Source organism: Paraburkholderia sp. RL17-373-BIF-A (assembly GCF_046030175.1).
In the GTDB taxonomy this organism is placed as follows: Bacteria; Pseudomonadota; Gammaproteobacteria; order Burkholderiales; family Burkholderiaceae; genus Paraburkholderia.
The window spans coordinates 31,704-58,431 of sequence record NZ_JARESO010000023.1 but is presented as its reverse complement, the minus strand read 5'-3'; the positions used below and the strand labels follow the sequence as shown (position 1 = coordinate 58,431).

Here is a 26,728-nt window from a genome sequence, read left to right as displayed (position 1 = left end):
CTGTTAGCGTTGCGCGAGCAACATGCCGCGCAAATCGCCGAATACCTGCTCGGCGCTCAACTGCTTCAGGCAGTTCAGATGGCCGAGCGGACACTCGCGCTCAAAACAGGGGCTGCATTCGAGATGAAGCCATTGTACCTTCGCAAGCTCGGACAAGGGCGGCGTGTGGCGCGGATCGGTCGAACCGTACACGGCTACCAGCGGCCGGCGCAGCGCGGCGGCCACGTGCATCAGACCGGAATCGTTGGTCACGACCGCGTTGGCGCGCGAGATCAGCGCGCACGCCTCGCCCAGCGCGGTCTGGCCGCACAGGTTGCGCACGTTCGGCGCTCGTTCGGCGATGGCCTGCGCGAGCGGTGCGTCTTTCGGCGAACCGAGCGCGACGATCTGCGTGTACGGGAACGACTGGCCGACCATTTGCGCGAGCGACGCGAAGTGCTCGGGCGGCCAGCGCTTGGCCGGGCCGTATTCGGCGCCGGGACAGAACACCAGCAGCGGCACGCGCGTGTCGAGATTGAAGCGCGCGGAGACGCGCGACGCTTCGTTCAGGTCCGCGTCGAGGCGCGGCATCGGCAGGTCGTCGGGCAACTTGGCGCCGGGCGCGTAGGCGAGGGCGGCGTATTGGCCAACCATCGGCGGGCGCTCGTCCTTGCGCGGATTCGCGTGACGCACGTTCAACAGACCGTAGCGGCTTTCGCCGGTATAGCCGATGCGCAACGGAATGCCCGCCATCCACGGAATCAGCGCCGACTTGAGCGAGTTCGGCAGCACGTAGGCGGCGTCGTAGCCCACGTCGCGCAAGTCGCTCGCCAACTGCCAGCGGCGCAGCATTTGCAACTTGCCGTGCGCGAGATCCGTGGCGTAGACGTCGCGGATTTCCGGCATGCGTTCGAGCACGGGCGCGACCCACGAGGGCGCGACCGCGTCGATGACGATGCGCGGATGCAATTTCACGAGGCGCGCAAACAGCGGCTGCGCCATCAATGCGTCACCGATCCAGTTCGGTGCGATAACCAACGCGCGACGCATCAGAGTGAGTGTCCGGTGTCGAAACGAAACCCCGCGCAAGCCTTGCGCGTGGCATTCGGATAAGTAAAAGGGGAAAAGCCGCACGCCGCGTGACGCGCTTCCGGGATGGCCGGAGACGCCGCGGCGGCGGCGCTGCTGTGACGTGCCTGCTTTCGGATCGGGCGGCGAGTTCGCGTTGGTGTGATCACCGTTTGCTGCGCCACCGCCGCTGGTCCGTCGCACGACAAACCAGACCGCGCAACATGCAATCGATCACGAAGCGAACCCCGCAACGCAACCCGCAGCGAGCGGGCAGCCGACCCGGCAAGCGTCGCCACACGCAACCAGTGCTCAATGCGCCGTGTTCAATGACCTCTGACCACTTCGCCGTCGCGCAGCTTGTAACGCGTGCTGCAGTACGGGCACTTGGCTTCGCCGTGCGTGACGTCGATAAAGACACGCGGATGCGCGCTCCAGCGCGGCATGGCCGGATTCGGGCAGTACGCCGGCAGGTCTTTTGCCGACAGTTCGACCAGCGGCATTTCCTTGATTTCGCTCATGAGACGTTCTCGTTGTATGCAGGGTGCGTGCGGTGCGCCGGTGAAGCCCGGCGCAGCGCGCGTTAGATCTTGGTCAGCCAGTGCGCGTACTTGTCGCTCTTGCCGTTCACGATGTCGAAGAAGCCTGTTTGCAGCTTCTCGGTGATCGGGCCGCGTGCGCCCGAGCCGATCGTGCGGTTGTCGAGTTCGCGGATCGGCGTGACTTCGGCGGCGGTGCCCGTGAAGAACGCTTCGTCGCAGGTATAGACCTCGTCGCGCGTGATGCGCTTTTCGATCACCTGGATGCCCGCGTCGCGCGCCAGCGTGATGACCGTGTCGCGCGTGATGCCGTCGAGGCACGACGACAGGTCCGGCGTGTACAGCTTGCCGTTGTTCACAAGGAAGAAGTTTTCGCCCGAGCCTTCCGACACGTAACCGTCCACGTCGAGCAGCAGCGCTTCGTCGTAGCCGTCGGCGATGGCTTCCTGGTTGGCGAGGATCGAGTTCACGTACCAGCCCGACGCCTTGGCGCGGACCATCGACACATTCACGTGATGGCGGGTGAACGACGAGGTCTTCACGCGGATGCCCTTGGCGATGCCGTCTTCACCGAGGTAAGCGCCCCACGGCCAGGCCGCGATCGCCACGTGGATGGTGTTGCCCTTGGCCGACACGCCGAGCTTTTCCGAGCCGACCCAGATGATCGGGCGCAGGTAGCAGGACTCGAGCTTGTTTTCGCGGACCACTTCGCATTGCGCGGCGGCGAGCGTTTCGTGGTCGAACGGCACGTCCATCTGAAAGATCTTGGCCGAGTTCAGCAGACGCTTGGTGTGTTCCTGCAGCCGGAAAATCGCGGTGCCGCCGTCCGCCGTCTTGTAGGCGCGTACGCCCTCGAAGACGCCCATGCCGTAATGCAGCGTGTGGGTAAGCACGTGGATCTTGGCATCGCGCCAGTCGATAAGCTTGCCATCCATCCAGATCTTGCCGTCGCGGTCGGCCATTGACATACGATTCTCCAACTGGTGCGTTATGAGTGCCCCACACCTGGCGCTTCGCGTCAGGCCCCGACGGGGCAGGAAAACCTGGGACGGCCCGGTGTTTTCCAGTGAGGTGTGCCCCAAGGGGACTTCCTTCAGGGCGTAGCGAGGACGTCATTTTAGCGTCTTTTGCACACGGAACGGGCATTTGGCCGTATTCCGGACGCTATAATCCGGCACACGCATAATTCAAATCCGAATGCGCCAGCGGGTGCTTGACGACCTGGCGCTGACTTCCCATCGTTGCAGCGCCCTTGCGCGCCCGCGTTTCGCCCCCATGCTCGCTCGCCTGTCAGATATCGATCGCCGTGCCTTCCGCGAAGGCGCGCGCGACTATTCGCCCACGCTGATGGCGATTTTCTCCTGGGGCCTCGTCACCGGCATTGCCATGAGCAAATCGGTGCTCACGTTGCCGCAGGCGCTCACCATGTCGCTGCTGTGCTACGCCGGGTCGTCGCAACTGGCGGTGCTGCCGCTGCTCGCCGCCAAGCTGCCGGTCTGGACCGTGCTGCTCACGGCCGCGATGGTCAATACGCGTTTCGTGATCTTCAGCGTTGGTCTCGCGCCGCATTTCTCCTATCTGTCGATGTGGCGGCGCATCGTGCTCGGCTACTTCAACGGCGACGTGATCTATCTGCTGTTCCAGAAGAAGAGCTTCCCGACCGGCTATGTGCCGGGCAAGGAAGCGTATTTCTGGGGCATGGCGATATGCAGCTGGCTGTCGTGGCAGGTGTCGTCGATCGCCGGCATTTTGCTCGCGAGCCTGATTCCCGATAACTGGGGCCTCGCGCTGGCGGGCACGCTGGCGTTGCTGCCCATCATGGTGTCGGCGATCGCGACGCGCTCCACGCTGGTCGCGGTCAGCGTCGCCGGCGTGGTGTCGCTGCTCGCATTCGACCTGCCGTACCGGCTCGCGCTGCCGCTCGCGGTGATCGCGGCGATCGTCGCCGGCAGTGCCGCCGACCTGATGGTCGAGCGCGCCGACTTGCGCCGCATCCGTAACAGCGCCGGAGATTCCCGATGACATCCACCCAGATCTGGCTGGCCATTTTCGGCATGACAGTCGTCACCGCCCTGACACGCGCGATGTTTCTAATCGGCGGCGAGCGCACCGTTTTGCCGGCGCGGGTTCAGCGCATGCTCCGCTATGCGCCGGCCGCGGCGCTCGCCGCCGTGGTCCTGCCGGACGTGCTGGCAACGCCCGACGGCCTGTCCTTCGCGCCGTCGAACCATGAGTTCTACGCCGCGCTGTCAGGTCTTGCGTGGTTTTTGTGGCGGCGCACCATGCTCGGCACGATTGTCGTCGGAATGGTTGTGTTCACGTTGTTGCGCCTCTTCATGTGATTGAAGAAGCGGGAAATGTTGCGTTGCGGAATCGGCGCCGTATCCTCCAAATACGGGACATTCGCCCGGTCGCGGGTCAGAAGGCTGTGTGGATCAGTTAAAATGGTTGTTTCCGGGATGAGCGCGCCGCTGCAAGGCGCGCGGGCCGCGGCCCTGCCGCCGGCACCCGATTCAGTGGAGCCGCTGCCGTGCCTGAGCGCTGGAGTTCACCGCGCTTGAGTGCCGCGCGTCGTCCGCCACCGCCTTCTCATCAACTCGCACACACACGCCCATGAACAAGGTATTGCGTCTCTCCGATCTGATCGCCGAAGGCAAGCTATCCGGCAAACGCGTGTTCATCCGCGCCGATCTGAACGTGCCGCAGGACGATCAAGGCAACATCACCGAAGACACCCGTATCCGCGCCTCCGTGCCGGCCATCAAGGCTGCGCTCGACGCAGGCGCCGCCGTGATGGTCACGTCGCACCTGGGCCGTCCGACCGAGGGCGACTTCAAGCCGGAAGATTCGCTGGCGCCGGTTGCGAAGCGTCTGGCCGAACTGCTTGGCCGTGACGTGCCGCTCGTGGCGAACTGGGTCGAAAACGGCGTGAACGTCGCGCCGGGCTCGGTCGTGCTGCTGGAAAACTGCCGCGTCAACAAGGGCGAGAAGAAGGATTCCGACGAGCTCGCGCAAAAAATGGCGAAGCTCTGCGACATCTACGTGAACGACGCGTTCGGCACCGCGCACCGCGCCGAAGCGACCACGCATGGCATCGCCAAATACGCGCCCATCGCGTGCGCCGGCCCGTTGCTGGCCGCCGAGCTCGAAGCGCTCGGCAAGGCGCTGGGCGCGCCGAAGCGTCCGCTGGTGGCGATCGTCGCCGGCTCGAAGGTGTCGACCAAACTGACCATTCTGAAGTCGCTCGCCGACAAGGTCGATCAACTGATCGTGGGCGGCGGCATCGCCAACACGTTCATGCTGGCCGCCGGCCTGAAGATCGGCAAGTCGCTCGCCGAAGCCGATCTGCTGAACGAAGCCAAAGCCATTATCGACGCCGCGAAAGCGCGCGGCGCCTCTGTGCCGATCCCGACCGACGTGGTCACGGCCAAGGAGTTTTCGCCGACCGCCAAGGCCGAGGTCAAGGCCGTCGCCGACGTTCAAGACGACGACATGATTCTCGACATCGGACCGGAAACGGCCAAGGTGCTCGCCGCGCAACTGGAAAAGGCCGGCACGATCGTGTGGAACGGCCCGGTCGGCGTGTTCGAATTCGACCAGTTCGGCAACGGCACGAAGACGCTCGCGGACGCCATCGCCAAGTCGTCGGCGTTCTCGATTGCCGGCGGCGGCGATACGCTTGCGGCGATCGCCAAGTACGGCATCCACGACAAGGTCAGCTATATCTCGACGGGCGGCGGCGCCTTCCTCGAGTTCCTCGAAGGCAAGAAGCTACCGGCCGTCGAAGTTCTGGAATCGCGGGCTTAACGTGGCGACGCGCTCCCCAACGGCAAAGTCTGCAAAAGCGCGCGGCGGCAAGCCGCGCAACACCGCAGCAGCAACGGCAGGGGAGCGCGCGGCGCGCTCCGCCGCTAATCCGGCAGCGGCCGAATCTGCGGTTGATGCCGCGGTCGGTTCAGTTAGCCAGCAGCAAGAAGAATCCGGGTCGCCCCTCGCGCTCGCGGAATTGACCACTGCCAGTGAGGCAGCGGAATTGTCCAGCGCAGATGCTGTGCAGACCGCCTCGCCATCCGCAGAACTCCCCGACGAAGAACTCGCCCCTCAACCGGCGCCCCCCGTGCTGGTATCGAATACCGCTTCACACTATAAAGCGACGCTGGTTTCAACCGGCGCGCAGCCCCCGGCAGCATCCTTCGGTGCGCAGCCTCCGCATCCGACTCGCAGCGCTCTTTCCAGCGATCTCACCCAGACGAGGAGACTCATGCATCGCGCCACCAAGATTGTCGCCACCATCGGCCCGGCTTCCAATACGCCGGAAATCCTGCTGCAAATGATTCAGGCGGGGCTGGACGTGGTGCGGCTCAATTTCTCGCACGGCACCGCCGACGACCATCGCCAGCGCGCCGATTTCGTGCGCGAGGCGGCCCGCCAGGCCGGCCGCGAAGTCGCCATCATGGCAGACCTGCAAGGCCCGAAAATCCGGGTCGGCAAATTTGAAAACGGCAAGATCATGCTCGTCGCCGGCGAGCCGTTCATCCTCGACGCCGACTGCGAACTCGGCAACGAGCAGCGCGCCGGTCTCGACTACAAAGACCTGCCGCGCGACCTGAAACCGGGCGACGTGCTGTTGCTTAACGACGGCCTGATCGTGCTGAACGTCTCGCGCGTGATCGGCAATGAGATCCACACGGTCGTCAAGATCGGCGGCGAGCTGTCGAACAACAAGGGTATCAACCGCCAGGGCGGCGGCTTGTCCGCGCCGGCGCTGACCGCCAAGGACATGGAAGACATTCGCACCGCCATGTCGCTCGGCGTCGATTATGTCGCGGTATCGTTCCCGAAGAACGCCACCGACATGGAAATGGCCCGCCAGCTGGCGAACATCGCCGGCGCGCCGTTCGGCATCAAGCCGAAGATGATCGCCAAAATCGAGCGCGCGGAAGCCATTCCGGCGCTGCAAGGCATCCTCGACGCATCGGACGGCATCATGGTCGCGCGCGGCGACTTGGCCGTGGAAGTGGGGAATGCCGCAGTCCCCGCGCTGCAAAAGCGGATGATCCGTATGGCGCGCGAATCGAACAAGTTCGTGATCACCGCCACGCAGATGATGGAGTCGATGATCCACGCGCCGGTGCCGACCCGCGCCGAAGTGTCGGACGTCGCCAACGCCGTGCTGGACGGCACGGACGCGGTGATGCTGTCGGCGGAATCGGCGGCGGGCAAGTATCCGGTGCAGACCATCGAGACCATGGCGGCGATCTGTATTGAAGCCGAGAAGTCGGAGCAGTCGGAACTGGACAAGGATTTCCTCGACCGCACGTTCACGCGGATCGACCAGTCGATCGCGATGGGTGCGCTGTTCACGGCGTTTCATCTCGGCGCGAAGGCGATCGTGGCGTTGACCGAATCCGGCTCGACCGCGCTGTGGATGTCGCGCCATTGGACCCACGTGCCGATTTTCGCGCTCACGCCGCGGGTCGGCAGCGAGCGGGCCATGGCGCTGTACCGCAACGTGACTTCGCTGCATCTGGACACCAACACTGACCGCGACACCGCGTTGCAGCAGGCGTTGGAGACCGTGGTCAGCAAGGGTTACGCGTCGCGCGGCGACATGGTGGTGCTGACTGTCGGCGAGCCGATGGGTCAGGCCGGCGGCACGAATACGCTGAAGATCGTGCGGGTCGGCGAACCGTATTGACCATGCAGCAACCATTCTGCGTGGGATCGGAGCGCGCTGCGTGGGACCGGAGTCAGTGCTGAAGCACTCACTCCGGATCGACAAAGCGCTGAAGCGCTAGCTCCGATCGACACAGCAGACTGCTCGATCGGCACGGGTCTGATTGGGCGAAGCAGGCTGGCATGCTCCGCGAGAGGCGGCGCACAGGCTCAAATCGCGCGTTGCAGCGGCAAGGACCGCGCCGCGCTTTAGAGAATGTGTGAACGGGTATGCAGCTTGCTTCGCGATAAAATCGCCCAAAAAGATGCCGACGGCACAAGAATTCGTTTCAATCTATGGAGTTACAGCATGCCTCTCGTATCAATGCGTCAACTGCTGGACCACGCCGCTGAAAACGGCTACGGCCTTCCGGCATTCAACGTGAACAATCTGGAGCAAGTGCAGGCAATCATGGCGGCGGCCGACAAGGTCAACGCCCCGGTTATCATGCAGGCGTCGGCCGGCGCGCGTAAGTACGCGGGCGAAGCGTTTCTGCGGCACCTGATCGAAGCCGCGGTCGAGTCGTATCCGCATATTCCGGTCGTGATGCACCAGGACCACGGGCAGTCGCCGGCGGTCTGCATGGCGGCAATCCGCAGCGGTTTCACCAGCGTGATGATGGACGGTTCGCTCGAAGCCGACGGCAAGACGGTCGCTTCGTACGAGTACAACGTGGACGTGTCGCGCAAGGTCGTGGAAGCGGCGCACTCGATCGGCATCACGGTGGAAGCGGAACTGGGCGTGCTCGGTTCGCTGGAAACCATGAAGGGCGACAAGGAAGACGGTCACGGCGCGGAAGGCACGATGACGCGCGAGCAGCTGTTGACCGATCCGGAGCAGGCTGCCGACTTCGTCAAGCTGACCCAGTGCGACGCGCTGGCCATCGCGATCGGTACGTCGCACGGCGCCTACAAGTTCAGCAAGAAGCCCACGGGCGACATTCTGTCGATCCAGCGCATCAAGGAAATCCACCAGCGCATTCCGAACACGCACCTGGTGATGCACGGTTCGTCGTCGGTGCCGCAGGAACTGCTGGCTGAAATCCGCGAATTCGGCGGCGACATGAAGGAAACTTACGGCGTGCCGGTCGAGGAAATCCAGGAAGGTATCAAGAACGGCGTGCGCAAGGTCAATATCGACACCGACCTGCGTCTGGCGATCACCGGTGCGATCCGCCGCTATATGGCGACCAACCCGGGTAAGTTCGATCCGCGCGATTACCTGAAGCCGGCGCGCGAAGCGGCGATGAAGATCTGTGTCGAGCGCTACATGCAATTCGGCTGCGAAGGCCAGGCCGGCAAGATCAAGCCGGTCACGCTTGATAAAATCGCGGAGAAGTACAAATCGGGCGAGCTCGCGCAAGTCGTCCGCTAAGCTATCAACATGCACTGCACCTGGCCGTTTGGCCAGGTTGTCGTTCGATCGCCGTTCCCGCATCATCCGGGGAACGGCGTTTCCCTTTTGTTCCGGTCACACTTTTTGCCTCACTTTTAGCGAACCACGACGATGTCTACCCTCTACGAATCCACGCTCCGCTCGCTGCCGCTGCTCGGCCGCGGTAAAGTCCGCGACAACTATGCGGTGGGCAACGACCAGTTGCTGATCGTCACGACCGACCGTCTGTCGGCGTTCGACGTCATCATGGGCGAGCCGATTCCGAATAAGGGACGCGTGCTCAATGAAATGGCGAACTTCTGGTTCGAGAAACTCAAGCACGTGGTGCCGAACCACCTCACGGGCGTCGCGCCCGAATCCGTGGTGGCGGCGGACGAAGTCGAGCAGGTCAAGGGCCGCGCGGTCGTCGTGACGCGCCTCGAGCCGATTCTCGTCGAAGCCGTGGTGCGCGGCTATCTGGCCGGCAGCGGCTGGAAAGACTACCAGGCAACCGGTTCGGTGTGCGGCGTGGAATTGCCGCCGGGTTTGCAGAACGCGCAGAAGCTGCCCGAGCCGATCTTCACGCCGGCAGCCAAGGCCGAAATGGGCCATCACGACGAAAACATCACCTACAACGAGATGGAGCGCCGCATCGGCACCGAACTGTCGGCTACGATCCGCGACATCTCGATCAAGCTGTACAAGGAAGCCGCTGATTACGCGGCCACGCGCGGCATCATCATCGCGGATACGAAGTTCGAATTCGGTCTGGACAACCACGGCAAGCTGTATCTGATGGACGAGGCGCTGACCGCGGATTCGTCGCGCTTCTGGCCGGCCGACCAGTATCAGGTCGGCACCAATCCGCCGTCGTTCGACAAGCAGTTCGTGCGCGACTGGCTCGAAACCCAGCCGTGGAAGAAAGAGCCGCCGGCGCCGAAGTTGCCGGACGACGTTGTCACGAAGACGGGCGAGAAGTACCAGGAAGCGCTCGAACGCCTGACCGGACATAAGCTCGCCTGATTACGCGCACCGGTTGGATCTGCTCCGCGTGAGAAAGCGCGGGGCCGCCCGCAAATTTTCCGCCGCGCAGTAAGTCCCCTTTGCGGGTCACCCGTTCGGGGCCGGGCGCGAAGGGACAGGTTCTGGGGCGCTCTCAAGAAACAAGGAAGCCGTAAGATGAGTGAAGCACAAACCGCCCATACGCATGGCGCGCCGGTTATCGGTGTGCTGATGGGCTCCAGTTCCGACTGGGAAGTCATGAAGAACGCCGTGGCCATTCTGCAGGAGTTCGGCGTGCCCTACGAAGCGAAGGTCGTGTCCGCGCACCGCATGCCCGACGAAATGTTCGCCTATGCTGAAAGCGCGCGTGAGCGTGGCATTCGCGCGATCATCGCCGGCGCGGGCGGCGCGGCGCATCTGCCGGGCATGCTGGCCGCCAAGACCACGGTGCCGGTGCTCGGCGTGCCGGTGGCAAGCAAGTACCTGAAGGGCGTCGATTCGTTGCATTCGATCGTGCAGATGCCCAAGGGCGTGCCGGTCGCCACGTTTGCGATCGGCGAAGCAGGCGCGGCGAACGCGGCGCTGTTCGCGGTGTCGTTGTTGAGCGGCACGAGCGACGAGTATGCGGAGAAACTGGCTGCGTTCCGCGTGCGCCAGAACGAAGCGGCCCACGCCATGGTGTTGCCGGCGCTGTAAGCGCACAGACTGATTGCTTGAAGACGTCCCCCTGTCCGACCCCCGGCCGGGTGCCTGCCATCGCATTGCACGCACGCATTGCACACAGCACCCGGCCGCGACCGACCACTAAGATGAACCCAGACAACACACCGGTTTCACCGATTCTGCCCGGCGCATGGCTTGGCATGGTCGGTGGCGGCCAGCTCGGCCGCATGTTCTGTTTCGCCGCTCAGGCCATGGGCTACCGCGTCGCCGTGCTCGATCCGGACGAAAACAGTCCGGCGGGCGCCGTTGCCGACCGCCATTTGCGCGCGGCCTACGACGACGAAACGTCGCTGACCGAACTCGCGCGGCTGTGCGCGGCGGTGTCGACCGAATTCGAGAACGTGCCGGCCGCGAGCCTCGACTTCCTCGCGCGGACTACCTTCGTGAGTCCGGCTGGGCGCTGCGTCGCCGTGGCCCAGGACCGCATTGCCGAGAAACGCTTCATCGCGTCATCGGGCGTGACGGTTGCGCCTCACGTGGTGATCGAATCGTCGGATGCGCTGGCCGCGCTCGACGACACGAAGCTCGAAGCCGTGCTGCCGGGCATTCTCAAGACTGCCCGCATGGGCTACGACGGCAAAGGCCAGATTCGCGTGCGCAACGCGGAGGAAGTACGTGAGGCGCATGCGTCGCTCGGCGGCGTGCCGTGCGTGCTGGAAAAGCGTTTGCCATTGAAGTTCGAAGTGTCCGCGCTGATCGCGCGGGCGGCGAGCGGCGCGTCGGTGGTCTATCCGCTCGCGCAGAACACGCATCGCGACGGCGTGCTGTCGCACACCATCGTCCCGGCACCCGACGCGAGTCCCACGTTGGTCCAGCAGGCGCAACAGGCCGCGCTGCAAATCGCCGACAAGCTCGGTTATGTGGGCGTGCTGTGCGTCGAGTTCTTCATTCTCGAAGATGGTTCGCTGGTGGCCAATGAAATGGCGCCGCGCCCGCACAATTCCGGCCACTACACGGTCGACGCCTGCGCGACCAGCCAGTTCGAGCAGCAGGTGCGCGCCATGACCGGCATGCCGCTCGGCGACACGCGCCAGCATTCACCGGCCGTCATGCTGAACATTCTCGGCGACGTGTGGTTTCCGGACGGCCCGAAGCGCGCGGCCGTCACGCCGCCGTGGCACGAAGTCGCCGCTATGCCGGCAGCGCGCCTGCATCTGTATGGCAAGGAAGAGGCGCGCTGCGGCCGCAAGATGGGTCACGTGAACTTCACGGCGGCCACGCTCGAAGAAGCCCGCACGGCCGGACGTGATTGCGCGCGGCTGCTGCACATCCTCACGAGCTGACACAAGCGCCATGCCGGATCAACAGAAAGCCGCCGAGGGCGCATTGCCTGTGAGCGCCGTGCAGATCGAACACGCGGGGGCGCTGCTCGACGCGGGAGGCCTGGTCGCGTTTCCTACGGAGACGGTGTACGGTCTCGGCGGCGACGCCGAGAGTCCCGACGCGGTTGCGCGCATTTACGCGGCGAAGGGCAGGCCGGCGAATCATCCGGTGATCGTGCATCTCGCGCCGCAAGGCGATCCGAACTACTGGGTCGAGCATTTGCCCGCGGAGGCGCAGCGATTGATCGACGCGTTTTGGCCGGGGCCGCTCACGCTGATCCTCAAGCGCGCCGCGCGCATTCCTGCGGCAGTTAGCGGCGGGCAGGATTCAGTGGGGCTGCGCTGCCCGTCGCATCCTGTCGCGCAAGCATTGCTCGAGGCGTTCAGCGCATTGCGCAACGGGCATGGCGGCGTGGCGGCGCCGTCGGCGAATCGGTTCGGACATGTGAGCCCGACGACGGCGCAACATGTGCGCGACGAGTTCGGCGACGCGATTCATGTGCTGGACGGCGGCGCGTCGGACGTCGGTATCGAATCGACCATTCTGGATTTGTCGCGCGGCTTTCCGGCGCTGTTGAGGCCGGGGCGTGTGACCCCGCAAGATATCGCCGACGTGCTTGGCGAGGCGCCGCGCCTGCCGGACGGCTCGGATGCGACCGCGCCGCGGGCTTCCGGCACGCTGAAGGCGCACTACGCGCCGCGCACGCCGTTGGCGCTATTGCCGTTCGTCGCGCTGGAGGCTTTGCTTGCCGCGCGGCAAGAGGATGAGCGCGTGGCGTTGGTGGCGCGCGCGTCGCGTGCTGGGCATTGGGCCGATGCTGAAGGCGTGCATTTCATTGCTGCACCTGAAGATCCGCATGTCTATGCGCGTGAACTGTATGGCTTGCTGAGGGCTCTCGATCGCGCGAATGTCACGCGGATTCTGATTGAGAAGCTGCCGGATACGATTGAGTGGATCGCTGTTAATGATCGGTTAGGGCGCGCTGCGGCTGCTTTTGAAGCGCAAGGGTGATGGGTTGGGGTTTTTGCTCGTCGGGCGCTTTTTGTCTGGTTGCTTGCGGTGTTGGCCTTTCCTTGATTTGTTATTGGTCTATTAGCGTTGCCCCTGTGCGGGGCGGCACTTACTTTCTTTGCTTGCCGCAAAGAAAGTAAGCAAAGAAAGCGGCCCAAACCGCTAATTCTTAAGCGGGTCTCTCGCGCAGTCGCGGTAGTGGTGCATCTGGAATCCGTGTTCTCGCATATTCACCGTGACTGACAATGCGCTCATCAGCTCCCACTCCGCACTACGTGCGTCGCGGATGGGTATGCATGGGAAAACAAGGCTTCGCTTTGCGTCGCGGGACGAACGGCTTCGCTTCGCCGAGTCGGTAGTGCGCTCATAGGCAAATCCCAACTCTGCGCGAGTCCGGTGTGACGAAATCGCAGCGGGCGCAATGACAGTCCCTGCCGCCGGGCAATACGCGAGAGCAAAAACCAGCAGACGGTTTATGAAGTGTCCATCGGCGCGCGCAGCGCCGCCGGAAGAATGACTGCCTTGTCACTTGGGTGGAAAGTGCGACACGACGGATTCCAGATGTGCCACTACCATGACTGTGCGAGGGATCCGCTTATGAGCTGGCGGTGTGAAGCCGCTTTCTTTGCTTACTTTCTTTGCGGCAAGCAAAGAAAGTAAGTGCCGCCCCGCACAGGGGTGACGCTAATAGACCAATAACAAATCAAGGAAAGGCCAAAATCCCAGATCAAGAAAAGGCCACGCCGCAAACCCCCACCCGCAGCGCGGCCCTCCTCAATTTACTTCCCCAACCCAGTCGCTGCGATCTGCTGCTGCACATACTGCGCGAACAACGCGTGTAGATGCGTGCTCGGATGAACCGTATCCGCAAACATATAAGTCTGGTCAGCACCAGCCACCGTATAAGTCTGCGGCGAGCAGAACAGCGACGAGCCGAACTGCGCGCCATACTGAGCCGGCGTCAGCCCATTCGTCGCGCTCGGATTAGCTGTAGCGTACGCAGTTGCGTTGTTCTGCATCGACGTCAGGTTACAAGCCGTGCCGGTGTTGGATACCGTGAAGCCCAGCGCCTGGTAGTTCGGCAACTGCTGATCAATCCACGTGAACGCATCGGCCACGATGACCTTGCCCGTACCCACCAGACCGAGTGCCGTCAGGTTCTGGACCAGCAGGTAGTTATACGCCGCGGTAATCCCTGACAGCAGTGCAGCCGTGCCAGGCGTGCTCACGTTGGCTGCAACGCCGAGCGGCGTATTGCCGATGTCCGGCACCGTCGACACCACCACGTGAGTCGCGCCCGAGTTGACGATTTTCTGGACTTGCGCGGCGAGCTGGGTGGCGGCCTGCGCGATCTGCGGGTTGGCCAACTGCTGCAGGTAGCCGACGATGAACGCCACCTGGCCTGCCTGCGAGTTCGGCAGTTTGCCGGCCTGCACGAGCAGCGGATATTGCGTCTGTAGCGCGGCGCCGAGCGCCGTCAGATTGGCGGTGGTCCCCGCGAACTGGAAGATGTCGTTCGCACCGCCGTTGATCAGCACGAGCTGGTTAGCGTTGAAGCTCGTGTGCGCGCCCAGGTAGTTGGCCACCTGCGTCACCACCGGTACGGTCGTCGCGGCCATGTTGTTGGGCGCCCAACCTTGGCCTTGAGCATTGACGACGTCCGAGCCGCCTTGCGCATAGCCCAAGCCACCCGTTGCGACCAGCGGCTTGCCGAAGCCGCCGAGGTACGCTGCGGTCAACGTGTCGCCGTAGTACTCAGCGACCTTCTGGGTCCACACTTCACCCGGGTTCGTCGTGAAGCGGCCGCCGCCGAAGCTCCCCTGAATCACCGGCGCGTACGTGCCGACATCCGACAAGCTGTCGCCGAACGACACGACCTGCAATTTGACGCCGCCCGCAGGCGTGCTGCTCGCATTGTTGTTGTTGTCGCTACCCCCGCCGCAAGCCGCGAGCAGGGCGAACGCCGTGCTGGCCATGGCGATCTGCGTCACGCGCAGCCAATGTTGTTTCCTCGATCCTGTTTGCTTCATGTTGACTACATCTCCTCGTATGTGTGGCCCTTATGCCATGTGTTGCAGGCAGCGCCCACCGCTTGAGCGGCGTGACGACAGCTTACAGAATCTTCTACGGCCTGCGTGGTGTTTGAAACGCGGCCGTATGGTCTTGCTTCACGCGAGTTGCCTCGCCTGAATTTTCACTTGAATCCACGCGCGATACCGATGAACCGGCGGCGCGCCGCGCGTGATAATCCGCAGCCCATGCGGGCGGCGCGAACAATGCGCGCAGCTTGTCGTGCCAGCCGCGCACGCTCGCGAAGTCGACGGCCATCGACGCCCATTCGTGAAACGTCGCCTTCAGCGGGTTGTAAGTGTGAAGCGGCTCGACGATGCCGTAGACCGGCGCATCGCGCGGATCTTCGTCGACGTAGCTGCCGAACAGGCGATCCCAGATCACCAGCACGCCGGCATAGTTGCGGTCGATATAGCGGTCGTTGCGCGCGTGATGCACGCGATGGATCGACGGTGTGTTGAACACGTATTCGAGCCAGCCGAGTTTGCCGATGGCTTGCGTATGCACGAAAAACTGAAAGCCGAGATTGATCAGCACGATCGCGACGATCTGCGTCGGCGGAAAACCGAGCACGGCAAGCGGCGTCCAGAAGAGCCACATGCCCGCGATCGGATACATCAGGCTCTGGCGGAACGCGGTCGAAAAATTCATGCGCTCCGACGAGTGATGCACGACATGCGCGGCCCACAGCCAGCGCACGCGATGGCTGCAACGATGGAACACGTAGTAGAGCAGATCCTGAGCGACAAACAGCACGACGAACGAGACCCAGCTCGCCTGCCACGTGTAGACGCGATAGTGATCGTAGAAAAACGCGTAGACAGGGATGATGGCGAGCCACGCGAGCTTGTCGGCGGCTTGCTGCATCAGTGCGAGCGCGGCGTTGCAGAGCGTGTCGCGCCAGCTATAGAGTTGCGCGCCCGGCTGCGTGCGCCGCAGGTGCCACGCCTCCCAGCCGATGCATGCGAGAAAGACTGGCGCCATGGCGAGCAGCAGCAATTCGGCATCGAATTGCATTGTGTCTTCCTCCGTGGTCCCTGGCCGCCGCGCTGTGCGCAGCGGGTGTTGTCGTTATTGTTCGAGCGGGACCGTAACCGATGCACGGCCCCGGCGCCACGTCCAGCGTTTTACGCGCGTCTCAAACACTGCCCGACAGCGTACACGCTTAGGACGTTGCCGCGCGCGGCTTCGCTAGAAGGAACACTCAGTGAGCGCCACGCTTGTGCGGGTTTTTCCTGGGCTTGCTGCTGCGCGGTTCGACGACCGGATCGGAAACCTTGGTGAAGCCCTGCGATGGCCCCTGATACACCCATTCGAGCAGCGCATCGTGCGCGGCGCGCGCGGCTTCCGAATGCGGATCGTTGATCAGGCTGACGACCACGTAACTGTTACCGTCAGCCGACGCCACATAGCCCGCGATTGCCCGCACATCGCGCAAGGTGCCGGTCTTGATATGCGCATTGCCTCCCGCGCCCTGGTTGGTCAAGCGGTTGCGCATGGTGCCATCGACGCCCGCGATCGGCAGCGACTCCACGAACACTTGCGCGACCGGACTTGCGTTGGCCCGCTGCAGCAGATCGGCGAGCGCGAGCGCGGTGACGTGCTCGTCGCGTGAGAGGCCCGAGCCATTGTCGAGCGTCAGATACTCCATGTCGATGCTGTCGCGGCGCAGAAACGCCTGGATTGCACGCGCTGATTTGGCGGTCGTCGCGGGCCCTTTTTCCTCGGCTGCGCCGATCGTCAGGAACAGGTTGCGCGCCATCGTGTTGTTGCTGAACTTGTTGATGTCGCGAACGATGTCGGACAGCATCGGCCCCTGGTGCGTCGCCACCAGTTTGGCGCCGACGGGCACGGCGCCTTCGCGCGTCGCGCCGCTGAACGTCCCGCCGGTTTGCTGCCACAGCGCGAGAAAACCGCCCGCGAAAAACGCCGAGTGATCGAGCACCGCGACGTTGATCGTGCGCGGGCCGCAGCGCATCGAATAGTCGCCGTTGAACGAGGCCACGACGGTGCCGTTCGGCTGCGGCGTGACGGTCGGCGACACCGAGGCCGCGTCGCCGCGGCACGGGCCGTTCACCGCATGCATCTGGTTGTCGATCTGCAATTGCGCAAGCGCGGGCAACACATCGATCGCGACGCTGCCGTCCGGCGACGGTGTCAGCGTGAACGACAGCGATTTGAACGCGTACAGCAGCGGATCGGGGCCGACGTTGTACGGCGCGGTGGCGTCGTCGTCGAACGGCGGGAGGTCGCGCGTGGACGAATCGAAGTAGCGCTTGTCGAGCACCAGCGCGCCGTCGATGCCGCTGATGCCCGCCTTGTGGATCTTCTGCACGAGGTCGATCAGTTCTTCCGGCACGAGCTTCGGATCGCCCGTGCCTTGAATGTAGAGATTGCCATGCAGCACGCCGTTGGCGTCGATGGTGCCGTCCGCGTAGGCGCTCGTGCGCCAGCGGTAGTCGGGGCCGAGTATCGACAGGCCCGAGTAGGTGGTGACGAGTTTCATCGTCGAGGCGGGCATCATCGGCTTGCCCGCGTTCAGTGCGAGGATCGGCGTGCGGTCGCCGACTTTCTCCACGACCACGCTGATCGACGACAAGGGCACGTGCGCGCGCTGCAAGCCGACCATCACCGATTGCGGCAAGACAGTGGTGACGTTGACGCTCGGACGCGTGGCCTTGACGCGAGCCTGCGCGGCAAGCGGCAGCGACGCGCCGCAGCCGAGCGCGGCGCAAGCGAGCAGCCAGGCGCTCGCGCGCGGCGCGAACCGGCGCGGCAGACGAGTGGTGGAAGAAGTGGAAGCGGTCAAAGCAGAAGCGGTCAAAGCAGAAGCAGTCAAAGCAGAAGCAGTCAAAGCAGAAGCGGAGCGCGGACGTAGGGCGACAGTGTTGAAGCGGCGTGCGAGAGAAGACAGAAAAGCGTGCGTCATGGACGGGCGAAAAAGCAAAATGTCAGGGCGTGGGGCACGCGGCAATCCCGGCGGCGCCGAAGGATCGCGTTGGCGCGCGGACAAAAATACCGGCCGCGCGAAGCAAAGCGCCCATTGTAGAGAGTTGCCGCCAGGCTGCGGTGGAAAATGCGCCACGCGGCGCGCATGGCGGGGGCGGGCGCTAGAATGCGGCATCATTGAACGATTCGGAACGGATAACCATGCGCATCTTGCTAGTCGAAGACGACCGGATGATCGCCGAAGGCGTGCGCAAGGCACTGCGCGGCGAAGGCTTCGCGGTCGACTGGGTGGAAGACGGGGAAGCCGCGCTCAGCGCGGCGGGCAGCCAGCCTTACGATCTCGTGCTGCTCGACCTGGGCCTGCCCAAACGCGACGGTCTCGACGTGCTGCGCACGCTGCGCGCGCGCGGCCATGCGCTGCCGGTGCTGATCGTGACCGCGCGCGACGCCGTGGCGGATCGCGTCAAAGGCCTCGACGCCGGCGCCGACGATTACCTCGTCAAACCTTTCGATCTCGACGAACTCGGCGCCCGCATGCGCGCACTGATCCGGCGTCAGTCGGGGCGCAGCGATTCGACCATCCGCCACGGCAACCTGACGCTCGATCCCGCGTCACATCAGGTGACGCTCGACGGCGCGCCGGTCGCGTTGTCGGCGCGTGAATTCGCGCTGCTCGAGGCGTTGCTCGCGCGGCCTGGCGCCGTGCTCTCGAAGAGCCAGCTCGAAGAAAAAATGTACGGCTGGGGCGAGGAGATCGGCAGCAATACCGTCGAGGTCTACATTCACGCGCTGCGCAAGAAACTCGGCGCGGACCTGATCCGCAACGTGCGCGGTCTGGGCTACATGATCGCGAAGGACGCCTGAGCCGATGCGTTCGATTCGCCGTCAATTGCTGGTCTGGCTGCTGGCGCTGGTGCTGCTCGGCGTCGGCATCGCGGGTTGGCTCATCTACCGGCAAGCGCTTGCCGAAGCCAACGAACTCTTCGATTACCAGTTGGAGCAGATCGCCGCCGCGCTGCCGTCGGAACCGTTCTCGCAAGTGCTCGGTTCGCGCGACACCGGCGACGAAGGCATCGTGCTGCAGATCTGGAATCGCAACGGCGTGCTGATGTACTACTCGCGTCCGCGTGCGCCGCTCGCGCCGCGCGCCGAACTCGGCTTTTCGACCGAGCACACGGAGCGCGGCGAGTGGCGCGTGTATGGCGCGATCGTCGGCGATAACGTGGTGCAGCTGGCGCAGCCGGTTTCCGTGCGCAACCGGCTCGCAGCAAATGTCGCGCTGCGTACGCTGTGGCCGTTGATCGTGCTGCTGCCGTTGCTGGGACTCGCAGTGTGGGTGGTTATCGGACGCGGACTCAGGCCATTGCGGCGCGTGACCAGCGCGCTCGACGCGCGTCACCCCGAGGCGCTCGATCCGTTGCCGGACCAGCGTCTGCCGCTCGAAGTGCAGCCGCTCGTGCGCGCGCTGAACGGTCTGCTCGAAAGACTCGCGACCGCGCTCGATATTCAGAAAGCATTTGTCGCCGACGCCGCACATGAATTGCGCACACCGCTCGCCGCCGTGCAGATTCAGGCGCAACTGGTGGCGCGCGCGAAGGACGACACCGGCCGCAGTGAAGCGCTCGCCGATCTGCAAGCCGGCGTGACGCGCGCCACGCGACTTGCCGAACAACTCTTGGCGCTCGCGCGTTCCGAACCGGACGGCCTCGCCGCCACCAACGCGATCGATCTGCGCGCACTGCTGCAGGAGTGCGTGGTGGCTTACGCGCCGCTTGCGCTGAATCGGGGCGTCGATCTCGGCATCGAGGCGACCGAATCCGCCACCGTGATCGGCGATGCCGACGCGCTGCGCGTGATGTTCAACAATCTGGTGGATAACGCAACCAAATACACGCCACGCGGCGGACGCGTGGATGTCGGCCTGCATGTCGAAGAGGGCCACCCGGTCGTGCGGATCGCCGACAGCGGACCGGGGATCGAGCCGGCCGAACGCGATCGCGTGTTCGACCGTTTCTATCGCGCGGGTGCCGGCGCGAATCGCGTGCGTACCGACGTGGCGGGCAGCGGTCTGGGTCTGGCGATCGTGCGCCGCATCGCCGTGCAGCATCATGCTGCCGTGTCGCTCGACGAATCACCCGCAGGTGGCTTGCAGGTCACCGTGCGTTTCTGAAGGCAACGGGTTCTGTTCGTAAAGAGGCTTAAACGAGGCTTAAACAGGCCTCAAAACCAGGATGAAAGCGATCTGTCGCTGCTTAAGACTCTTTTAAGCGATGCCACGTACGCTTCGAGACATCCAAAGTCTCTTTCTCCCAGTCAGGAGTACACGATGAACGCGAAAACCTTGTCCCGCAGCGCTGTTGCCGTAGCCGTCGCTGTAGCGCTTTCCGCCGGCTATGTGGCGGGGCATCGCGACGTGCCCGCGCCGCAGGTGATCTCGCCGGCGCAGGCCGCGATGATGCCCGCTGAAGCCGCCGCCAAAACCGGCATTCCCGATTTCTCCGGCCTCGTCGAAACCTACGGGCCGGCTGTCGTCAACATCAGCGCGAAGCACGTCGTCAAGCAGACGGCGCTGCGCGGCAATCCCGGCAATGGCAACGGCGGCGGCAATCAGCTGCCGATCGATCCGAGCGATCCGTTCTACCAGTTCTACAAGCACTTCTTCGGCGGCATGCCGGGCATGCAAGGCGGCGGCGACGGCGGCGATGCGCCCGATCAGCCGAGCGCGAGCCTGGGCTCGGGATTCATCGTCAGCAATGACGGTTACATCCTGACCAATGCGCACGTGGTGGACGGCGCCAACGTCGTCACCGTGAAGCTGACCGACAAGCGCGAATTCCGCGCGAAGGTGGTCGGCGCCGACAAGCAGTCCGACGTTGCCGTGCTGAAGATCGACGCAAGCAATCTGCCGACCGTGAAGATCGGCGATCCGCGTCAGAGCAAGGTCGGCCAGTGGGTCGTCGCGATCGGCTCGCCTTACGGTTTCGACAACACGGTGACCTCGGGCATCATCAGCGCGAAGTCGCGCTCGCTGCCTAACGAAAACTACACGCCGTTCATTCAGACCGACGTACCGGTGAACCCTGGCAATTCGGGTGGACCGCTGTTCAATCTGCAAGGCGAAGTGATCGGTATCAATTCGATGATCTATTCGCAGACGGGCGGCTTCCAGGGCCTTTCGTTCGCCATCCCGATCAATGAGGCGATCAAGGTCAAGGACGACATCGTCAAGACCGGTCACGTGAGCCGCGGCCGACTCGGCGTGGCGGTGCAGGGCATGAATCAGACGCTCGCCAATTCGTTCGGCATGCAGAAGCCGCAAGGCGCGCTGGTCAGCTCGGTCGATCCGGGCGGCCCGGCGGCCAAGGGCGGTTTGCAGCCGGGCGACGTGATCCTGTCGGTGAACGGCGAACCGGTCGGCGACTCGTCCGATCTGCCGTCGCAGGTCGCGGGTCTGGCGCCGGGCACTTCGGCGACCGTGCAGGTCTGGCGCGACAAGGCCACCAAGGACCTGAAGGTGACCATCGGCTCGTTGTCGGATGCGAAGGTCGCCTCGGACAAGGCCGATCAGCCGGCCCAGATGCAAGGCCGGCTCGGCGTGGCGGTGCGGCCGCTGACGCCGGAAGAGAAGAGCGGCGCGTCGGTCTCGCATGGTCTGCTGGTGCAGCAATCGGGCGGCGCGGCGGAAAGCGCCGGCATCCAGCCGGGCGACGTGATTCTCGCGGTCAACGGCCGCCCCATTTCGAGCGTCGATCAACTGAAGCAGGTGATCGCCAGTGCCGGCAACAGCATCGCGTTGCTGATCCAGCGGGACAACGCGCAGATCTTCGTGCCGGTCGATCTCGGCTGATGTGCCGCGCGGGCTGGATGGCCCGATCGCTCGTCCGGCTGACAGTTTGACCGACGCTCCGCCTCATCCGCCCGCGAATTGAAGTAATGCTTGCCGGTCCGTTGCAGTTACTGCCAGCGGATCGGCAATTTTCATTTATATCCTGGCATCGAAGTAAGGCGCTGCGCGCCACCCGGTGCGGCGCGCGGCGGTTTCCAGATGACGCGGCCGGCAGCTTGGCACGCAGGTTGCGTCTGCCCTGATCCGGGCCCATCGCGGGATCCCGGGGAAGCAGGGATAAGACCTCAACAAGGAGCAAACCGATGAAAACCCAACGCAATCAGCGAAGGATCGTAGCCGCTGCGGTTGCCGCAGCGCTCACGCTCGGTCTGGCGGGTGGCGCGTATGCACAGGCAAGCGATACGACCGGCGGCACGACCACCGATGAAACCAGCGCGGGCAACGCCAATGGCGGCGGCCTGCCGCAAATCCAGCAGCAGGGCGATGTCTCGTTCGTGTCGGGCGGCGTCGGTCTCGACGAATCGAAGGCATTGCAGCAGGCGCAAAGCCAGTGGCCGTTGTCGCTGCGCTTCACAGGGCCGGGCTCCGACTTTCTCGCCGACGTTCACGTGCGCGTGGTCGATGCGCACAACGGCGAAGTGCTGAGCACCACGTCGCGTGGGCCGTACATGCTGGTCAGACTGCGCCCGGGCCGCTACACGGTCCATGCGCAATACAAGGATCGCGACCAGTCCAAACCGGTGACGATCCCGGCCAAGGGCACCGCCAAGACCGCGTTCTACTGGAACACCCAATAAGCGCGACGCCGTTCTGCGCAGCGGTGTGGTCAGCGCCGCACGCCGTGCAGGAAGGCCGCGCAATCGGCCGGACTTTGGTCGATAATGAAGCCACGGGCGCACCCCGTGGCTTTACTGTTTGCACGACCGCACACCATCACGGAGCCGAGACATGAACGATGCCTTGACACCTCACGGGAGCCCCGGCGCGAGCGCGGGCGGGCACACCATCGCGATCACCGGCAACAATCACCGGGTGCGCGTGATCCACGGCGGCGTGACCATGGCCGATACGCAGGCGGGGCTGACACTGTCGGAAACCGGTCTGCCGGACGTGTTCTATTTCCCGCGTTCGGACGTGAACATGGCCCGGCTCGAACGCTCGACGCACAGCTCGCACTGTCCGTTCAAAGGCGACGCGTCGTACTTCCATCTGCGCACGGAAGACGGCCTGATCGAGAACGCCGTGTGGAGTTATGAAACGCCGCTCGAGTCGGCGATGAAGATCAAAGGGTATCTCGCGTTTTACGCATCGCGCGTCGACCGCATCGATCAGACGTCTTGATCCCGCTGTCGCGCGTTCATCGGGGAGGCTGCCATGGAACTGAACGACGCGTTACGGATTCCGCTTGCGCCGTCCGACGTCTGGGACGCGTTGCAAGACCTTGCGCTACTGCGCGCCAGCCTCGACAACTGCGAGTCGTTCACACGCTTTGCGCACGGCGAATACGAACTGATCATGACCGTGCCGCTCGGCCCGCTGCGCGCGCGCTACCAGGCGCGTGCCCATGTGGCCGGCCAGGATTCCGGGCCCGCGGACGCGCAGCGCCGCACCATCAACTTCAAAGCCCGGGCCGAAGGCATCGGCGCGTTACGCGGCCAGATCGAAGTGCGCTTGCGCGCGGACGAAAGCACACACGGCGCCGACCGGGAGCGCGGCACGCGGATCGATTACACGATCTGGGCGACCTCGTCCGGCCCGCTCGCCGAACTGCCGACGCGGCAACTCGAAAACGCGCTGCATCAACTGGCCGACGACTTTTTCACCGAGTTCGACGCCGTCGTGCGCGCCAAGCATGGGCAAGGTCCGAATCGCGCGCGGGGTTCGGCGGTGCGCCGCCAGCATGTGTTTTTGCGGCCGATCGCGCTCGGCAGCATCGCGCGGCGCGTGCGGTCGGATCACGGCAATGCGCTGCCTGGGCGTGCGGCCAGCGCGTCACACGGAAGCGCACATGGTGTGTCGCATGGGGTCCCGCATCACGAGCCCAGTCCGCACGCGGTCCCGAACTGGGCCTGGGCCGCGATGATCTTTCTGGTCGCGCTGCTGTTGTATGTGGCGCGCTGGCTTAGCGAGCATTGATTTTCGAGCTTGCCGTAGTTGTGGCGCGCGCGGTGGGTTGCGCCGCTGTCGCGCCGATGCGACTACGAAATCCCGGTGGCTTGCTACGAAACATCGTCGGCTGAGTAGCGTTGCAGTCGCGCACTCGCACTCGCACTCACACGCCGCGAAACTCCCTTCTCCATGCCGACGGCGACGTGCGGAACGCCTCCGCGAAATGTTGCCGTAGCGAAGCGGTCGAGCCGAAGCCCGCAATCCCCGCGATCGCTTCCACCGACTCGTCGGTGCTCTCCAGCAATTGCTGCGCGCGAGCGAGCCGCTGCGCTAGCAGCCATGCGCCGACGGTCGTGCCGGTGGCGAGCCGGAAGCGTCGCGTGAAGGTGCGGCGGCTCATCAGCGCGCGCCCGGCCAGCGTGTCGAGCGTATGCGGCAACGCCAGATTGCCGCTCACCCAATCGAGCAGGCCGGACAGCCGGTCTCCGCGCACGTTCGGCGGCATCGGCTGCTGAACGTATTGCGCCTGATTGCCTTGTCGATGCGGCGGCACGACCAGCCGGCGCGCCACGTGATTCGCGACGTCAGCGCCGCACATCTTGCGCATCACATGCAGGCAGCAGTCGAGGCCGGCGGCGGTGCCGGCCGAGGTCAGCACGTTGCCGTCGTCGACATACAGCACGTTGGGGTCCAGCCGCACGCGTGGGTAGCGGCGCGCGAAGTCGTCGGCCCACGCCCAGTGCGTCGACGCAGGACGGCCGTCGAGGATGCCGGCGGCCGCGAGTACGAACGCGCCCAGGCAAAGCCCGACCAGTTGCGCGCCGCGGGCGTGGGCGGCGCGCAGCGCGTCGAGCAGCGCGGCGGGCGGCGTTTCGGCCGGGTCGCGCCAGCTCGGCACGATGATCGTGTCCGCGTCGGCGAGCGCTTCGAGTCCATGCGTGACGGCGATCGAAAAGCCGGCGGTCGTGGTGAGCGCGCCCGTTTCGGCGGCGCAGACGCGGAAGTCGAAGCCCGGCACGCCGCCGCCGCTGCGGTCCTCGCCGAACACCACGCACGGGACCGAAAGATGGAACGGACTGATGCGGTCGAACGCGACCACCGCGACAACGTGGCGGGCCGGTTCGCCGCGTGCCGCGGCAGAGGAAGCGGAAGCGGAAGCGGGCGTGGCCATCAATCACCTCGTGAAATCCGTCGATGGCCCGATTCTAGCGAATCTTGTCATTCGGGTCGCTGTCGTGAAGTGGGCCGTGGAGGAACAATGCAGTCATCGTCGCTGCTCTGCCGAGTCCAAACCGGAACCGTCCGCGCGGCCCCTTTACCCGACCGAGGAGTCTTGCCATGACCACACCGCGCCGCGCGCTGATCGTCATCGATGTGCAGAACGAATACGTGACCGGCGATCTGCCGATCGAATACCCGGACGTGCACAGCTCGCTCGCCAACATCGGCCGCGCGATGGATGCGGCTCGGGCCGCCGGCGTGCCGGTGGTGGTCGTGCAGAACTTCGCGCCGGCCAGCTCGCCGTTGTTCGCGCGTGGCAGCAGCGCGGCGGAGCTGCATCCGGTGGTGGGCGAGCGGGCTCGCGATCATTACGTGGAGAAGTCGCTGCCAAGCGCTTTCACCGGCACCGATCTGGCCGATTGGCTCGCCGCGCGCCAGATCGACACGCTGACCGTGACCGGTTACATGACCCACAACTGCGACGCGTCGACCATCAACCACGCGGTTCACTCAGGGCTTGCTGTCGAATTCCTGCACGACGCGACGGGTTCGGTGCCGTATGAGAACAGCGCGGGTTTCGCCAGCGCGCAGGACATCCACCGGGTGTTCAGCGTAGTGCTGCAATCGCGCTTCGCGGCAGTGGCGAGCACGGAGGAGTGGATCGCGGCGGTGCACAGCGGGGCGCTGCTGGAGCGCGGCAATATCTATGCGTCGAACCAGAAGGCGCGGGCCACGCGGGCCGCGGCGTAAAAACGTCGCGGGCGGCGGCCGCTTCGAGCGGCTGCTATATAAGGATGCGGCACCACGCCGCTGCGCATGAAACGAAGGCGGCCGGGTTGCTCACCCGACCGCCTTTTTTGCATAGGCCCCGTGCGCCAGACAGATAACTAACCGCCGCCCGTCCGCTGTGCATGCCCGTTGCGCAACGCCGGACTCAGCTTCAGCGCGTCGAACATCCCTTCGACCATCTGCACGGCATGGGCGCCGAAATCCGTGGCGTCGGGCAGAAACAGCATGTCGCGCAGCGAGCCGCTGACAAACGCATGCACCATCGCCGCGGCCAGCTTCGTATCCAGATCCATGGGCAGTTGCCCCTTGGAGATGGCGTTGCGCAGACCGCCCTCGATTTTCTTGAGCCCTTCGCGCATGTTGGTCTGATAGCGGACCATCACCGGGCCCATTTCCTCGACCAGCTCGCATTTCAGAAACAGGATGTCGAACACCCGCCGGCGACGCGGGTCATTGGCGGTGTCGCGCAGACAGACCGTGCAGATTTCCATCAGACGCCCAAGCGGATCGGGCTCGTTGGGATCTTGCGAAGCGGCTTTGAGTTCGTCCAGCGGCAAAAGCACGCGGTCGAACATTTCCGTGAACAGATCGCTCTTATGTGCGAAGTGCCAGTAGATGGCACCGCGTGTGACGCCGGCGGCCTGCGCGATGTCGGCAAGCGACGTGCGCGATACGCCTTTCTCGAAGAAAACCCGTTCGGCCGCGTCGAGAATGCTGTTGCGCGTCTCCTGCGCCTCTTCTTTGGTTCTTCTGACCATGTTGGAATGACCTGCCCTGATTGTGGGGTTTTCCCGAGCGTTTTTAAGTACGCCCGATGACAATCCGTCTACCGTTGAGCGAATTGTGAAGCGTTCTTGCAAGCCCCCCGCCAGCAAGAGATATAAACGCACTTTTACATGCATTCGTGAATGTATATATAATAGCATCCCACGATCGGATAGCCCAAGCCGTGACGAAACGTTAATATCCGTCACTGTTGCCTTTCAAAACGCTCTTCGCGCCGTGCCC

Annotated in this window: 24 protein-coding genes; 16 read left to right on the top strand and 8 right to left on the bottom strand. The window is 64.3% G+C overall.

What is annotated here, in order from left to right; translation table 11 throughout:
- Positions 1 to 3: 3 nt before the first annotated feature.
- From waaF to P0D80_RS26415, 3 genes are all read right to left on the bottom strand, one after another.
- A complete protein-coding gene (waaF, locus tag P0D80_RS26425; RefSeq protein WP_012434242.1) occupies positions 4 to 1,029 on the bottom strand; it encodes a lipopolysaccharide heptosyltransferase II in 1,026 nt (341 codons plus the stop codon).
- 344 nt (positions 1,030 to 1,373) lie between these two features.
- Complete coding sequence (locus tag P0D80_RS26420; RefSeq protein WP_042321180.1) at positions 1,374 to 1,568, bottom strand: zinc-finger domain-containing protein; 195 nt, start codon at positions 1,566 to 1,568, stop codon at positions 1,374 to 1,376.
- Between the two features lie 62 nt (positions 1,569 to 1,630).
- Positions 1,631 to 2,554 (bottom strand): branched-chain amino acid transaminase, encoded by a 924-nt coding sequence (locus tag P0D80_RS26415; protein ID WP_132373238.1) that lies wholly within the window; start codon positions 2,552 to 2,554, stop codon positions 1,631 to 1,633.
- 307 nt (positions 2,555 to 2,861) lie between these two features.
- On the opposite strand from P0D80_RS26415, the gene P0D80_RS26410 reads away from it, so the two are divergent.
- The 9 genes from P0D80_RS26410 (at position 2,862) to P0D80_RS26370 (ending at position 12,735) form a co-directional block, all read left to right on the top strand.
- Positions 2,862 to 3,608, top strand: a complete 747-nt coding sequence (locus P0D80_RS26410; protein ID WP_132373240.1) for an AzlC family ABC transporter permease — start codon at positions 2,862 to 2,864, stop codon at positions 3,606 to 3,608.
- Positions 3,605 to 3,928, top strand: a complete 324-nt coding sequence (locus P0D80_RS26405; protein ID WP_408287690.1) for an AzlD domain-containing protein — start codon at positions 3,605 to 3,607, stop codon at positions 3,926 to 3,928. Before P0D80_RS26410 ends, P0D80_RS26405 begins: the two co-directional genes overlap by 4 nt.
- A 271-nt stretch (positions 3,929 to 4,199) precedes the next feature.
- Positions 4,200 to 5,393 carry a phosphoglycerate kinase gene (locus P0D80_RS26400; RefSeq protein WP_408181851.1) on the top strand — a complete coding sequence of 398 codons (1,194 nt, stop codon included), beginning with the start codon at positions 4,200 to 4,202 and terminating at the stop codon, positions 5,391 to 5,393.
- Between the two features lie 454 nt (positions 5,394 to 5,847).
- On the top strand, positions 5,848 to 7,284 hold the full coding sequence (gene pyk / locus P0D80_RS26395) for a pyruvate kinase (RefSeq protein ID WP_408181853.1): 1,437 nt from the start codon (positions 5,848 to 5,850) through the stop codon (positions 7,282 to 7,284).
- 327 nt (positions 7,285 to 7,611) lie between these two features.
- Positions 7,612 to 8,676, top strand: coding sequence for a class II fructose-bisphosphate aldolase (gene fba / locus P0D80_RS26390; RefSeq protein WP_132373248.1), 1,065 nt, complete (start codon positions 7,612 to 7,614; stop codon positions 8,674 to 8,676).
- A 132-nt stretch (positions 8,677 to 8,808) separates the two neighbouring features.
- The gene (locus P0D80_RS26385; RefSeq protein WP_408287686.1) at positions 8,809 to 9,699 is read left to right on the top strand and encodes a phosphoribosylaminoimidazolesuccinocarboxamide synthase; all 891 of its coding nucleotides are present in this window, start codon (positions 8,809 to 8,811) and stop codon (positions 9,697 to 9,699) included.
- A gap of 156 nt (positions 9,700 to 9,855) precedes the next feature.
- Entirely contained in the window at positions 9,856 to 10,374 is a 519-nt protein-coding gene (purE, locus tag P0D80_RS26380) for a 5-(carboxyamino)imidazole ribonucleotide mutase (protein WP_132373250.1), read from the top strand.
- Positions 10,375 to 10,487: 113 nt separating this feature from the next.
- Positions 10,488 to 11,684: a 5-(carboxyamino)imidazole ribonucleotide synthase gene (locus tag P0D80_RS26375; protein WP_408181859.1), complete on the top strand. Its 1,197-nt coding sequence runs from the start codon at positions 10,488 to 10,490 to the stop codon at positions 11,682 to 11,684.
- Positions 11,685 to 11,694: 10 nt separating this feature from the next.
- Entirely contained in the window at positions 11,695 to 12,735 is a 1,041-nt protein-coding gene (locus P0D80_RS26370) for an L-threonylcarbamoyladenylate synthase (RefSeq protein ID WP_408287682.1), read from the top strand.
- 779 nt (positions 12,736 to 13,514) lie between these two features.
- Here P0D80_RS26370 and P0D80_RS26365 read toward each other — a convergent pair.
- The 3 genes from P0D80_RS26365 to dacB all read right to left on the bottom strand — a co-directional run bounded on the left by P0D80_RS26365 (position 13,515) and on the right by dacB (position 17,734).
- Positions 13,515 to 14,765 (bottom strand): SGNH/GDSL hydrolase family protein, encoded by a 1,251-nt coding sequence (locus tag P0D80_RS26365; protein WP_408182307.1) that lies wholly within the window; start codon positions 14,763 to 14,765, stop codon positions 13,515 to 13,517.
- Between the two features lie 94 nt (positions 14,766 to 14,859).
- Positions 14,860 to 15,822: a sterol desaturase family protein gene (locus tag P0D80_RS26360; RefSeq protein WP_408287678.1), complete on the bottom strand. Its 963-nt coding sequence runs from the start codon at positions 15,820 to 15,822 to the stop codon at positions 14,860 to 14,862.
- Between the two features lie 187 nt (positions 15,823 to 16,009).
- Positions 16,010 to 17,734: a D-alanyl-D-alanine carboxypeptidase/D-alanyl-D-alanine endopeptidase gene (dacB, locus tag P0D80_RS26355; RefSeq protein ID WP_408287675.1), complete on the bottom strand. Its 1,725-nt coding sequence runs from the start codon at positions 17,732 to 17,734 to the stop codon at positions 16,010 to 16,012.
- Positions 17,735 to 17,955: 221 nt separating this feature from the next.
- Between dacB and P0D80_RS26350 the strand changes: the two genes are divergently transcribed.
- The 6 genes from P0D80_RS26350 to P0D80_RS26325 all read left to right on the top strand — a co-directional run bounded on the left by P0D80_RS26350 (position 17,956) and on the right by P0D80_RS26325 (position 23,737).
- Positions 17,956 to 18,618: a response regulator gene (locus P0D80_RS26350; RefSeq protein ID WP_132373262.1), complete on the top strand. Its 663-nt coding sequence runs from the start codon at positions 17,956 to 17,958 to the stop codon at positions 18,616 to 18,618.
- 4 nt (positions 18,619 to 18,622) lie between these two features.
- Entirely contained in the window at positions 18,623 to 19,924 is a 1,302-nt protein-coding gene (locus P0D80_RS26345) for an ATP-binding protein (RefSeq protein WP_408287674.1), read from the top strand.
- Positions 19,925 to 20,080: 156 nt separating this feature from the next.
- Positions 20,081 to 21,601, top strand: a complete 1,521-nt coding sequence (locus P0D80_RS26340) for a DegQ family serine endoprotease (protein ID WP_132373266.1) — start codon at positions 20,081 to 20,083, stop codon at positions 21,599 to 21,601.
- 302 nt (positions 21,602 to 21,903) lie between these two features.
- Positions 21,904 to 22,398: a peptidase associated/transthyretin-like domain-containing protein gene (locus P0D80_RS26335; protein ID WP_132373268.1), complete on the top strand. Its 495-nt coding sequence runs from the start codon at positions 21,904 to 21,906 to the stop codon at positions 22,396 to 22,398.
- 151 nt (positions 22,399 to 22,549) lie between these two features.
- A complete protein-coding gene (locus P0D80_RS26330) occupies positions 22,550 to 22,942 on the top strand; it encodes a DUF427 domain-containing protein (RefSeq protein WP_408287671.1) in 393 nt (130 codons plus the stop codon).
- Between the two features lie 33 nt (positions 22,943 to 22,975).
- Positions 22,976 to 23,737: an SRPBCC family protein gene (locus P0D80_RS26325; protein ID WP_408287668.1), complete on the top strand. Its 762-nt coding sequence runs from the start codon at positions 22,976 to 22,978 to the stop codon at positions 23,735 to 23,737.
- 136 nt (positions 23,738 to 23,873) lie between these two features.
- Here the strand turns inward: P0D80_RS26325 and P0D80_RS26320 are convergent, their stop codons facing one another.
- Positions 23,874 to 24,881 carry a helix-turn-helix domain-containing protein gene (locus tag P0D80_RS26320; protein WP_408287666.1) on the bottom strand — a complete coding sequence of 336 codons (1,008 nt, stop codon included), beginning with the start codon at positions 24,879 to 24,881 and terminating at the stop codon, positions 23,874 to 23,876.
- Between the two features lie 167 nt (positions 24,882 to 25,048).
- Between P0D80_RS26320 and P0D80_RS26315 the strand changes: the two genes are divergently transcribed.
- Entirely contained in the window at positions 25,049 to 25,681 is a 633-nt protein-coding gene (locus P0D80_RS26315) for a cysteine hydrolase family protein (RefSeq protein ID WP_408287663.1), read from the top strand.
- 137 nt (positions 25,682 to 25,818) lie between these two features.
- Here the strand turns inward: P0D80_RS26315 and P0D80_RS26310 are convergent, their stop codons facing one another.
- The gene (locus P0D80_RS26310; RefSeq protein WP_408287820.1) at positions 25,819 to 26,478 is read right to left on the bottom strand and encodes a TetR family transcriptional regulator; all 660 of its coding nucleotides are present in this window, start codon (positions 26,476 to 26,478) and stop codon (positions 25,819 to 25,821) included.
- Positions 26,479 to 26,728 lie beyond the last annotated feature (250 nt).